The sequence below is a fragment of the Metabacillus schmidteae genome (assembly GCF_903166545.1).
Lineage (GTDB): Bacteria > Bacillota > Bacilli > Bacillales > Bacillaceae > Metabacillus > Metabacillus schmidteae.
Genome location: NZ_CAESCH010000001.1, coordinates 2,464,489 through 2,477,207, shown reverse-complemented (window position 1 = coordinate 2,477,207; position 12,719 = coordinate 2,464,489). Strand labels below are relative to the sequence as shown.

The 12,719-nt window shown below is 35.4% G+C and carries 9 protein-coding genes; all 9 read right to left on the bottom strand.

Features of this window, described 5'->3' with window-relative positions; translation table 11 throughout:
• Positions 1 to 57 precede the first annotated feature (57 nt).
• Complete coding sequence (yfmH, locus tag HWV59_RS11865) at positions 58 to 1,344, bottom strand: EF-P 5-aminopentanol modification-associated protein YfmH (RefSeq protein WP_175638906.1); 1,287 nt, start codon at positions 1,342 to 1,344, stop codon at positions 58 to 60.
• The gene (gene yfmF / locus HWV59_RS11860; RefSeq protein WP_175638905.1) at positions 1,341 to 2,618 is read right to left on the bottom strand and encodes an EF-P 5-aminopentanol modification-associated protein YfmF; all 1,278 of its coding nucleotides are present in this window, start codon (positions 2,616 to 2,618) and stop codon (positions 1,341 to 1,343) included. Before yfmF ends, yfmH begins: the two co-directional genes overlap by 4 nt.
• 160 nt (positions 2,619 to 2,778) lie before the next feature.
• Complete coding sequence (locus tag HWV59_RS11855) at positions 2,779 to 4,011, bottom strand: MFS transporter (protein ID WP_175638904.1); 1,233 nt, start codon at positions 4,009 to 4,011, stop codon at positions 2,779 to 2,781.
• 148 nt (positions 4,012 to 4,159) lie between these two features.
• Entirely contained in the window at positions 4,160 to 5,113 is a 954-nt protein-coding gene (locus HWV59_RS11850) for an ABC transporter permease (RefSeq protein WP_407941633.1), read from the bottom strand.
• Positions 5,114 to 5,119: 6 nt separating this feature from the next.
• Complete coding sequence (locus tag HWV59_RS11845; RefSeq protein ID WP_175638902.1) at positions 5,120 to 6,166, bottom strand: ABC transporter permease; 1,047 nt, start codon at positions 6,164 to 6,166, stop codon at positions 5,120 to 5,122.
• Entirely contained in the window at positions 6,163 to 7,692 is a 1,530-nt protein-coding gene (locus HWV59_RS11840; RefSeq protein WP_175638901.1) for an ABC transporter ATP-binding protein, read from the bottom strand. The genes HWV59_RS11845 and HWV59_RS11840 overlap by 4 nt, the downstream gene beginning before the upstream one ends.
• Before the next feature lie 292 nt (positions 7,693 to 7,984).
• The gene (locus tag HWV59_RS11835; RefSeq protein ID WP_175638900.1) at positions 7,985 to 9,061 is read right to left on the bottom strand and encodes a BMP family lipoprotein; all 1,077 of its coding nucleotides are present in this window, start codon (positions 9,059 to 9,061) and stop codon (positions 7,985 to 7,987) included.
• A 193-nt stretch (positions 9,062 to 9,254) separates the two neighbouring features.
• On the bottom strand, positions 9,255 to 9,980 hold the full coding sequence (locus HWV59_RS11830; RefSeq protein WP_102229748.1) for a GntR family transcriptional regulator: 726 nt from the start codon (positions 9,978 to 9,980) through the stop codon (positions 9,255 to 9,257).
• 296 nt (positions 9,981 to 10,276) lie between these two features.
• A complete protein-coding gene (locus tag HWV59_RS11825) occupies positions 10,277 to 12,649 on the bottom strand; it encodes a DNA translocase FtsK (protein ID WP_175638899.1) in 2,373 nt (790 codons plus the stop codon).
• Between the last annotated feature and the right edge of the window lie 70 nt (positions 12,650 to 12,719).

Genomic DNA, 12,719 nt, shown 5'->3' with positions numbered 1-12,719 from the left:
GTATTTATTATGTTCTCAAGGAAAAAAGGCCTGACAATGCAGGCCTTTGCGAGTTCATTATTTTGGAACAACCTGGCACACTGAAAATAGTGTTTCCTCCACGGCTTCGTTTAACACATTTGTCATATCCTCTTTTGAGAGTGATTCCAAAGTTGGTACAACATCAAAAAGATTCATTTCATTAAATGCATATCGAGTAAACTGATTGGCAATATACTCGGGAGAATTAATGGCTCTTAAAAATGCACCAATTTTTTTCTTCTTCGTTGCTTCAAAAGTGGAGAAGTCAACACCATCATTTTTTGCTTTAAATAATATTTGTTTAATTTTTTCAGCTAAGCGGTCCGGATCCTCTGTATCCCCGCCGATCATTGCGAATCCAAAGCCACTTTCTTCTGTATAATCGTAGCTGAATGTATCATCAATTAATCCTTCTTTATAAAGCTCTTCATGGTTCGTAGAGCTTTTGCTAAAGAGCATATCCAGAAGAATATTCATCGAAAGTTCATACCTTAACAGTTCCTCACCGGTTCTGTTCGGCTTTTTCGCTTTTAAGCCTACTAAACACTTCGAACTTTGTACGTTCATTTTTAACTTCTCAATTTCTTTAAAAACAGTTTCAGGTTCAGCTGGAAAATCTCTTTTTATTTCAGACTGTGCTGTAAAATTCTTTTTTTGTTGATTTTCTCTAACTTGCTGCAGAATTTTTTCAGGGTCAACAGCTCCCACAACAAATAACAGCATGTTACTTGGATGGTAGAATGTATGGTAGCATTCATAGAGAGAATCTTTTGTAATTTTTGCGATTGAATCAATTGTTCCTGCGATATCAATTCTAACAGGATGGTGATGAAATAGATTTTGAATAAGGCCAAAATATAAACGCCAATCAGGATTATCATCATACATATTAATCTCTTGCCCGATAATTCCCTTTTCTTTTTCAACTGTTTTTTCAGAGAAGTAAGGATCTTGAACAAAATCAATCAAAGTTTCCAAGTTTCTTTCTACTTGACTGGTACTCGAAAATAAATACGCTGTGCGCGTAAAAGATGTAAACGCATTTGCTGATGCTCCTTGTTTACTAAATTGTTGAAAAACATCTCCATCTTCTTTTTCGAATAGCTTATGCTCTAAAAAGTGGGCTATACCATCAGGAACTTGGATCATTTCATCCTTATTTAGCGGTACGAATGTATTATCAATTGATCCGTATTTGGTTGTAAAAGTGGCATATGTCTTATTAAATCCTTTTTTAGGTAAAACGTATACATCTAATCCATTATCCATCTTCTCATAGTAGAGAGATTCCTGTAATTGATCAAAACGAATAGGTTTTGTCATGCCGTTCCCCCCATTCCTTTTAAGAAGTAGATTGTATCAAGTTCCACTTTTTTCGCAACTTCAACAACCTCTTCCTTTGTTACGTTTTCGATACCTTCTAAATATTCATCAAAAGAACGGTTTATCGAGGCAATAACGTTATGATAAACGATTTCTACCAACCCATAAGCAGTATCAATTGTTTCTAATAACTGATTTCGAATAACCGCTTTCGTTTGGTCAAATTCTTGATCTGTAAATACCCCATTTTTCATTGCGCCCATTTGCTCTTTAATAATGGTTACAGCTTTATTATAATTTTGAACTTCTATTCCGGACATCACCATTAAAAGTCCTTTATGACTTTCTACTCTTGATGCTGCATAATAAGCTAAACTTGCTTTTTCACGAACATTAATAAAAAGTTTAGAGTGTGAGAATCCACCAAAGATACCATTAAACACCTGCAGAGCATAATAGTCATCGTCTCGGTATGTACTGTTTGTTCTATAACCGATATTTAGCTTACCTTGCTTTACATCTTGCTCTTCAATGACTTCATTCTCTACAACTTGCTTTGTTTCTTTTGAGTGTACAATGGATTGCGGAGTATTCTTTAAAGAAAAGTAACGTGTAACATATTCTTCAACTTCCTGTTGATTAATGTCTCCCACAATATAAAGGTCTATTTTGTCTTGGGATAAAATGTTCTTATAATATTCAAAAAGTGTTTGCGGAGTAATTTCTTCAATATCCTTTAATTCTCCATTTACATGTAATGCATATGGTTCATTTTTGCACATTTCCTGAACAAGTCTAAGGTTGGAGTATCTCATTTTATCATCATATACAGACTGAATTCTTTGCTTTAATGTCCTTTTTTCCTGTGTAACATACTCTTCTTTAAAAACTCCACCTTCTGTAATAGGGTTTAATAAAATATCTGATAGTAACTTTAACGCTTTTTCTAATAGTGGGGTTGAATCAGCTAAAAATTTCTCATTAGCCACTTCCATACGAAAAGAGATAATATGATGTTCACCTTTCTTGGATAAATCAACATTGAGTGTTGCACCATATAGTTCATCCAAATGCTGTCTTAAACGGGTACTCGTAGGGAAATCCTGTGTCCCTCTTTGCAGAATAAAAGGTAATATGGCTCTATATGTAACATCTTTTTCATTAAGTGGTGCCAGTAGCTTAAGAACGATCGTATTTGTTTTAAATTTGGTTGTTGCGACTGTGTGAAGTGAAATTCCGTCAATATCTGTATGCTGTTCATCAATATAAGACATGAAGACCCTCCTTTTACAAATTCATTGATAGTAATTATATCAATACGAGGATAATAAAGGAAATAATACACATTTTCTATTTATATCTTTACTCTTTTGAATTATATCTATACCTCTAGTGTTAAAGTGCAAGACAGTTCTTTTTTGAACTGTCTTACTATTATGCAAGCTTTGGAAGTTGGTTAGGATCTTTTTCAAAATCTTTGTCCGGTTTAATAAAGAGCATGACAACCATGACTGCAACGACACTTGTGCCAGCAGAAATATAATAAACCAGATGTTCACTAACGGACATCAAATAAGAAAATACTGGTGGTCCCGCAGCTACGCCAATGAACCGCATTGAGCTGTAAATGGAAGTAATAGTACCTCGTTCTTCTTTTTCTATTCCTTCAGTGATTAATGCATCTAAGCTCGGTAATGTAATTCCAATCCCAACTCCGGTAAGAACTAAAAATGAAATTAAGAAAATTAATGAGTGTTGAACTCTTAAAGCAATAAAGGAAAAAGTAACTAAACACATCCCAACTATAATGACACTTTTCATAAGGTGCCTATCTTGACCAATTTTTTTACCTGATACATATGAACCAATCGATAACGCTAATAATGGGATTGCTAATACTAATCCTTTTTTTACGCCATTTATTTCATATTGTTTTTCGAGCATATCTGAAAGGAAAAATAATATGCCAAATAAAACAAACATTATCGTACAACCTACAGCAAAAATAGCAAATAGCCATTTACCATCACGTTTAAAGATATCTTTAACACAAGAAGCAAATTCCTTAAAACTTTGCTTTTCAGATTCTTCCTGTTTTGGTACTTTCACTAAAAAAAATACAAGCAGCACACTGATTAAACTGAAAAAAGGAATAAACCAAAAAGGCAAAAACCATATAAAAGTAGCTAAAACAGCTCCTATTATGGGACTTAATACCTTCCCGGCAGTATTTGCTGTTTCAGTCAATCCAAGACCTGCACTTATTTGTTCATCATCATCAAACATATCCCCTATTAATGGCATAACAACAGGTGCCGCACCTGCAGAGCCTATCCCTTGTAATACACGTCCTAATAGAATCAAGATATATGGATCATCCATTTTCCACGAAGCCCACCCCGAAACAGCTCCACCTAGTCCAGCAATAATTAGACAAGGAACCATAACTGCTTTCCTGCCAATCCGATCTGATAGATATCCTGCAATTGGGATTAAAATAATTGCAACAATGGAATAGACGGTAATAATTAATGAAACTTGAAAAGCACTAATCCCTAATTTTTTTGAGATTTGAGGTAAAACAGGAATAAGCATTGAGTTCCCTAATGTCATGACAAGAGGAACAGAAGATAATGCAAGTAAATCCAGCTTCTTACGTGCTTCCATATCGTCTTCACCTGTCTACTAATTATTTTGTTAACAAGTTCATTTTGTGTTAAATGACCCTAACATATACTGGAATTAAGTAGCATCTATATCTAGAAGTAAAAATTTTAAAAAAAGCCTTCTCCACTATTTGGAGAAGGCTTGATTTTTAACGTTTTCCTTTTTCATATGGATTGCCAAGAGCCTTTGGTGAATCTGCACGTCCTATAAACCCTGTTAAAGCAAGAATAGTTAGAACATATGGCAGGATTAATAGATATACAGAAGGAATATCCTCTAAAAATGGAATTGTTCCTCCAATAATACTCAATCCTTGTGCAAGACCAAAGAACAAAGCTGCTCCCATTGCTCCAAGTGGATGCCATTTTCCAAAGATAACAGCTGCAAGAGCCATAAACCCTTGACCACTAATCGTTGCATGGCTAAAATCTCGTGAGATGATTGTGGCATATACTGCGCCGCCAATACCAGCGAAGGCACCGCTTAATATGACGCCTATATATCTCATTCTTGTTACATTGATTCCCATTGTATCAGCTGCCATTGGATGTTCACCCACAGAACGTAAACGTAAACCAAATGGTGTTTTATAGATCACATACCAAACTACAACAGCTAAGATAATAGCCAAATATGAGGTAATATAGCCACCTGAGAAAAAGATTTTTCCAATGACTGGTATATCGCTTAATAGCGGAATGTCCATTTTATTAAAACTTGTTGAAATACGGTCTGTTTGACCTTTTTCATAGATATTTTTTACAAGGAAAAGGGATAAACCTAAAGCTAAAAAGTTAATTGCTACACCACTCACTACTTGATCTGCCTTGAATGTTATGGACGCTACTGCATGTAGCAGCGAAAAAAGTGCAGCTGCCACCATTGCGGCCAATATGGCAAACCATGGGGTCGCCTTACCTAACAGATCATCAAACTGTAAGTTAAAAACAATGCCAACAAATGCCCCGACTATCATTAAACCTTCAAGACCAATGTTTACAACACCGGATCGCTCACTAAATACACCACCAAGTGCGGTGAAAATAAGTGGAGCCGCTACGAACAAAGCTGTTGGGATAATAATTTCTAAAGCTTGTAAAATGCTCACTTATTTCCCCTCCTTTTTGAAACGTAATAATATCCAACGGATAAAATAGCTTGATGCTACAAAGAAGATAATAAGTGCAATAATGATTTCAACAAGCTCATTTGGTACTCCAGCCTCTGAAGGCATATTTAGAGCCCCAACCTTTAATCCACCAAATAAAAGTGCAGAGAATATAATTCCAAGAGCAGCATTTCCACCAATTAGCGCAACTGCAATTCCATCAAAGCCAATCCCTGTAAATCCACTTTTTACAGAAACATATTCAAATGTTCCTAAGCCTTCCATAGCACCTGCTACACCTGCAAAGGCTCCTGAGATGACCATAGATAAAATAATATTTCTACTTACATTCATTCCTGCATAATGTGCAGCATCGTGGTTAAAACCTACCGCACGTAATTCAAAGCCTTTTGTGGTTTTCTCAAGTAAGAACCACATGATAAATGCAGCAATGAGAGCAATAAAGATTCCGTTGTGCATACGTGAGTAATCCGTGATATTCTCAAAGGTTTCTGAACGTAATGAAGCAGACGGGAAGATCTTATCAGAAGTGTCATTATTGTCTGTTATAACATTTCTTATTAAATAATTCGTCACATGTAAAGCTATGTAGTTCATCATAATTGTGACAATTACTTCATGAACCTTAAATCGTGCTTTTAACAGACCAGGAATAAATCCCCAAAGTGCGCCAGCTAAAGCAGCAACAATGATAGCTAACGGGAGATGAATAATAGCTGGTAATTCAAAAGCTACCCCAACCCAAACAGCTGCAAACCAACCTACTATAACCTGACCTTCAACACCGATGTTAAAAAGTCCTGTTCTATATGCAAATGCAACAGCTAGACCTGTTAATATATATGGTGTTAATTGTCTGATCGTTTCTCCAATATAGTAAGAATCACCAAACATTCCATACCATAGTGCATTATAACCTGCAATTGGATTGTACCCGCTAACTAACATGATGATTGCACCACAGAGAATACCTAAAATTACCGCGATAATAGGAATTAACAAATTCATATAGCGATTTAAGTTCATGATTGATTACCTTCTTTCTGACGTTTACTGCCCGCCATAAGGAGTCCTAATTCCTGCTCAGTTGTTTCTTTAGGGTCAACAATTTCTACAATTTCACCTTCATAAATGACTGCAATTCGATCGCTGACATTCATGATTTCATCTAATTCAAATGAAATTAATAAGACCGCTTTTCCATTATCCCTTTGTTCAATAAGACGACTATGAATGAATTCAATTGCTCCAACATCTAAACCACGGGTAGGTTGTGCTGCTATTAACAAATCTGGATTACGATCTACTTCACGACCTATAATTGCTTTTTGCTGATTACCACCCGAAAGGGCTCTAGCAAGAGTAGAGGAACTTGGAGTCCGCACATCAAATTCTTTAATAAGGGCCTTTGCTTTATCATAGATTGTTTTAAAGCTAAGAACACCTTTTTTTGAGAATGGTTGTTTATAGTAGGTTTGTAAAACCATATTTTCTCCGATAGGAAAATCAAGAACTAATCCGTGTTTATGGCGGTCTTGGGGGATATGCCCAACACCTGTTTTAGTAATTTTTCTAGGATGCATATTTGTGATCTCTTTATTATTTAACTTAATTGTACCGGAGTCTGCTTTCCTTAATCCTGTTATTGCCTCAATCAATTCTGATTGACCATTGCCGTCAACACCGGCAATACCAACGATTTCTCCTGCACGAACAGAAAGACTTAGAGAATTCACCATAGGTACTTGACGATTATCTTTTACTGTTAGACCACTTATCGTTAATACATCCTCTTGAGGTTTAGCTGGTTTTTTTTCTGTTTTGAATGAAACCTCCCGGCCAACCATCAATGATGCTAGTTCGTTTGGATTTGTATTCGCAACATCAACTGTCCCAATACCTTCTCCCTTTCGAATGACTGTTACACGATCACATACTTCCATAATTTCTTTAAGCTTGTGGGTTATTAGAATGATCGATTTACCTTCTTTAATAAGCGTTTTTAAAATTTGAATTAATTCTTTTATTTCTTGTGGAGTTAAAACAGCAGTAGGTTCATCAAAGATTAAAATTTCTGCCCCTCTGTATAGGGTTTTTAAAATCTCAACACGCTGCTGCATACCTACGGAAATATCTGATATTTTTGCTGTTGGGTCTACTGCAAGCCCATAGCGTTCTGAGATTTCTTTTACTTGCTTTTCTGCATCCTTAATACTGACAGATAGGCCTTTTTTCGGTTCGTTTCCTAATATAATGTTTTCTGTAACTGTAAAGGTATCAACAAGCATAAAGTGTTGATGAACCATTCCAATTCCAAGATCATTTGCAATATTAGGATTCGTAATATTCACTTTTTTTCCTTTAACTCGAATTTCCCCTTTTTCAGGTTGGTAAAGTCCGAAAAGAACATTCATTAATGTTGATTTCCCTGCTCCATTTTCTCCTAAAAGAGCATGAATTTCGCCTTTTTTCACTTGCAGTGTAATATTGTCATTTGCTACTATGCCAGGAAATTCCTTACGAATATTCAGCATCTCAATTACATAATCCACATTTGTTCACTCCTTTTTCCTGAACAACATTAAGGTTTAAATCTTTCATTTCGCTACTTCAAGCATTATTTCGCTATAAAGTATCCTGGTATGAAAATCACCAAATGTAAATTCACTAAATGTTGATTATACTTATCCGGAATATCTCGAATAGTTAGAAGATTTAAATTTAATGATTTTCAGGAATAAAGGCTGACTTTTACTCTATTCACATCCTCTATCTAAAAGCCTATATGCGCGCTATTTGATGGAGGACTTTGAATATTCAAGTAAGTCAGCCCTTATCTATTTATTATTTTGTTGGTACTTCAATTTCACCATTAACAATTTTTTCTTCGTATTCTTTAACTTTTGCTTTTACTTCTTCTGATAAATGTTCATCACTAGGTGAAATTCCGATTGCATCTTCTTCAATACCGTATTCGATTACTTCTCCACCAGGGAATTCACCATCTTTAGCTTTTGTAGAAAGGTCTTGAACAGCAACATCAACTCGTTTAACCATTGATGTTAATGTAATGTTAAATTCTTCACCATCTTTAGTTTTGCCATTTCCTTCTTCATGTTGATCTTTGTCAACACCAATTACCCATAGTTCACGGTCTGGATCTTGAACTTTTAAATCAATTGCTTCAGAGAATACACCATTACCAGTACCACCAGCAGCATGATAAATAATATCAGCCCCTGAACCATACATACTTGAAGCAATTGCCTTCCCTTTATCTGCTGCATCAAAAGCTCCTGCGTATTGAACATCCACAGTTGCATCAGGATTTACAGCTTTAACACCTTCAACGAAACCTACTTCAAACTTTTTAATTAAATCGCCTTCAACACCGCCAACAAATCCAACTTTATTTGTTTTTGTTGTTAAACCTGCAACAACACCTACCAGGTATGAACCTTGGTGTTCTTTAAATGTAATACTAGCTACGTTTGGTTGTTCTACAACACTATCTACAATTGCAAAATGAGTATCTTTTTGTTGTTGTGCAATTTCTTCAACTGCAGGCTGCAATAGGTATCCAATTCCGTATATTAAATCGAAATTTTTACGTGCTAACGTATTTAAATTTGTCACATAATCTGCATCACTTTGAGATTGGGAATAATCAAAACCGTTAGTTCCTTTTTCAAGTCCGTTTTCCTTACCGAATGCTTGTAATCCTTCCCAAGCTGATTGGTTAAATGATTTGTCATCTACTCCACCAACATCTGTTACCATTGCTACAGTAAATTGATCTTCAGCTGCTTCTTTGCCGCCCTCAGTACCGGCACCTTCATCATTGTTTCCGCCACCACAGCCAGCTAGTAAAGTACCTGCTGCTAAAAATAAAGATAATGCTAGTCCATGTCTCTTTTTCATTTTATAGCCCCCTAAAAATATAGTATAAGTATTAAAATAAACAAAAAGTTACAGCCTATACGAGAAAACCACCTCCTTAAATATAGACAATGTACACTTGTTAATTTTAAACAACCATTATGTGTAAAGCACCTATCATTGGAGATTATCTAACAAACTTTATGTATGTATCTAATTCTTTATCTATTCTGACTTATAAACGTTTTCTTACAACATGGAAACTAAAGTGATCTGCTCTAAAATAATTTAAGGAATATAGAACCGGTTGATCTTTTTCATCATAATGCATTTGTTTTAGTAAGAGTAGTGAGGTTTCAGGGTCACATTCTAATATGGGAGATATTTTTTCATGATAGCCTATTGGTTCAATATGAGTAACAGCATAGCTTATATATATATTAGCGTTATCCTCTAGTAATTTAAAAAGAGATTCCTGTTCATGATCGAATGTCTCAGGTAATACAGATGTTGGAATTTTGTCAAGGCAATACACAACAGGTTCGCTATTTGCTGTTCGTACTCTTTCAAGTAAAAAGATTTCTTCATCTCTTTTACACTTAAACTTTTTAATTTCTTCCTCTGTTGCACCTGTTATGGAGGAGGAAAGAAACACTGTACCAGGCTTAAGGGTTGCTTGCTCAATCATAGCTGTTACACTATTCAACTGTTCAATACCGGATGTGAATTTAGGTTTGGAATTCACAAAAGTACCAACACCATGCCTTCTAATGATAACGTTTTCTTCTTCGAGTGTTCGTAGTGCTTCTCTTAATGTGGCTCTACTGACACCTAAGGTTTTAGAAAGTTCAAATTCTGATGGAAGCTTTTCTTTTTCCCTATATATACCATTTTCAATATCTTCTTTTATTTTGTCAATTACTTGTAAATATAAATGTCGATTGTCAGACTTTATGGTCATTGATATGTCCCCCATTTTACCCACTATGTATAAGAGATCAGACATCTGATGTTATACCTTCTTCTAATCGAAAATACTATATCATGTTTTTACCTAGAAATAAATAGAAACAATGAAAATTGTCGAAATAATAAATGTAATCAATATTGTATAGTTTGTTTCCTTACATATGTTTTCATCCCTATACTTTGCATTATCCTTACCTATCGTACTCTTTTTGTCGCATAATGTCGATAACAAAAAAACTAAACAGTAAATGGTGATTTCATTTCACCATATCTGTTTAGTTCTATGTTTTATGATGTTAATTCCTCATGTTTTTCTTTTGAAAGTAAGACATCACGTGGTTTTGATCCTTCATAAGGACCAACAACACCACGGTCCTCCATTGCATCAATCAATCTTGCTGCCCGGGTATATCCAATACGGAAACGTCTTTGCAGCATAGATACTGAAGCAGTTTGCATGTCAACTACAAGTTGTACCGCATCCCCATATAAGTCATCCTCTACTTCAGTAGTTGATTCTGCTACTTCAGTTGGAATCATTTCTTCCTGATATTGCGCCTTCTGTTGAGCAATAACAAAGTTCACAGTTTGCTCCACTTCATCATCAGACAAAAATGCACCCTGTACACGAACTGGCTTTGATGCTCCAACAGGAAGAAAAAGCATATCTCCTCGTCCTAGCAGCTTTTCCGCTCCACCCATGTCTAATATTGTTCTTGAGTCTGTTTGTGAAGAAACACTAAATGCGATACGAGAAGGAATATTCGCCTTAATAACTCCTGTGATAACATCGACTGACGGGCGCTGTGTTGCAATAATGAGATGGATACCCGCAGCACGTGCCATTTGTGATAACCTTGTTATGGAATCTTCCACATCTGATGAAGCAACCATCATTAAATCAGCTAGCTCATCAACAATCACAACAATATATGGAAGCTCTGGTTGTTTAGCTTCTTCTTCTAGATTATTTCGCCTAATTATCTCATTATAGCCTTCAATGTTTCTCGTTCCAGTATGTGAAAATAGCTCATATCTTCTTTCCATTTCGTTTACAACTTTTTTAAGAGCCTGTGATGCTTTTTTCGGATCTGTCACAACAGGAGCTAATAAATGAGGTACTCCGTTATATACATTTAATTCTACCATTTTAGGATCAATCATCATTAATTTTACTTCATGTGGTTTTGCTCTCATTAATATGCTTGTAATAATTCCATTAATACATACGCTTTTTCCACTACCTGTTGCACCTGCAACAAGCAAATGTGGCATTTTATTGAGTTCAGCTAGAACGGCATCACCTGATATATCTCTTCCTAATCCAATTAGAAGTTTTGCATCTGGACGATCGTTTGCTTTTGATTCCAGTACCTCTCTAAGAGAAACCATAGCAATTTCAGAGTTAGGAACTTCAATTCCAACTGCTGACTTTCCAGGAATCGGTGCTTCAATCCTAATATCTTTCGCCGCTAAAGCCAATGCTAAGTCATCGCTTAAGTTGACAATTTTACTTACCTTAACACCTACATCAGGATACACTTCATACTTTGTCACAGCTGGACCTAAATGTACTTGTGTTACTTTTGCTTTAACGCCAAAACTCTGAAATGTTTTTTCAAGCTTGCGTGCATTTTCATATATATTTCGCTTATCTGCCTGCTGCGAATTCTGCTTTGGTGCTTTTAACAAATCTAGTGGCGGAAGTTTGTAATCTTTATTTTCCACCTCAACAAAAGCCATTGTTTGAATAATTTCCTTATCTTGGCTTGTTTCTTCAGCTAATTGTTCATATTCACTTTTCGGTTTATCTAACAAAGCCTCATTTACCTTAGAAGGACTTTGTTTTGAGTTTTCCATTGTATGTATAATCATTTCTTGATGATCTTCACTGTCAGAGAAACTTGAGATTATTGGCTTAATATCTTCTTTATCATCCACCAGTATGTCATCATCTTCAGCGTCTTCTTGTCGTTTCTGTTGTTTTCGGTCTTTTTGTTTTGTTCTTTTCTGTTTAATAGCTCCCGGCAGACTCTTCATGTCATTTAAAAAACCAATCGTTTGGTTTTTTATTACTTTTCCAATTGGACTGAAAACTTTTGCAACTGTTGCCTGTAGGGACCGTCCCGTTATTAGGATCAGGCCAATGACAATTAGGACAATTGAAATAATTCTCGATCCTGCTTCTGCAAACAAATAATAAGAAGAAGCAAAAAAAATGGCACCAAGCATTCCTCCACCTAAATCAACATTACTTGCTTCTCCTTTAACATCCATCCAAAATAATTCCAAGGTATTTGAAATAACACTTGGAGAAGCAAATGCCCCATTATGTGATAACATATTGAATAATTTAACATGACTTAATAGTAATAATGCTGCTGTTACACAATATAAACCGACCATCTGTCTGTTAAAAAGCCTAGGAACCTCCCTCTTCCAAATTAAATATAGGGAAAATAGAACAAGACCTATTAAAAATAACATGTACCATTCACCACTAAAAAAGCGAAATAAATGTACAAATGTAGATCCGACAAAACCTAGTTTGGATATGGAGATAAGAGCAATTGCCAAAATAATTAAACCGGTCAATTCGAACTTTAATGTCCTTTTCCAATCACCTTCTGACTTCCTTTGTCTTCTTTTTCTTTTCGCCATTTCCATCACCTGTTATTCATAATCTTTATTATATCAGCCAAAGGCTTTCGTTTGAGGATTTCACAATCAA

Bases quoted from the DNA above. Each gene is read 5' to 3' on its own strand.
- HWV59_RS11830 (WP_102229748.1), bottom strand. From the start codon at position 9,980: ATGACCATAAAGTCTGACAATCGACATTTATATTTACAAGTAATTGAC.
- HWV59_RS11855 (WP_175638904.1), bottom strand. From the start codon at position 4,011: ATGGAAGCACGTAAGAAGCTGGATTTACTTGCATTATCTTCTGTTCCT.
- HWV59_RS11825 (WP_175638899.1), bottom strand. From the start codon at position 12,649: ATGGCGAAAAGAAAAAGAAGACAAAGGAAGTCAGAAGGTGATTGGAAA.
- yfmF (WP_175638905.1), bottom strand. From the start codon at position 2,618: ATGTCTTATATTGATGAACAGCATACAGATATTGACGGAATTTCACTT.
- HWV59_RS11845 (WP_175638902.1), bottom strand. From the start codon at position 6,166: ATGAACTTAAATCGCTATATGAATTTGTTAATTCCTATTATCGCGGTA.
- yfmH (WP_175638906.1), bottom strand. From the start codon at position 1,344: ATGACAAAACCTATTCGTTTTGATCAATTACAGGAATCTCTCTACTAT.
- HWV59_RS11835 (WP_175638900.1), bottom strand. From the start codon at position 9,061: ATGAAAAAGAGACATGGACTAGCATTATCTTTATTTTTAGCAGCAGGT.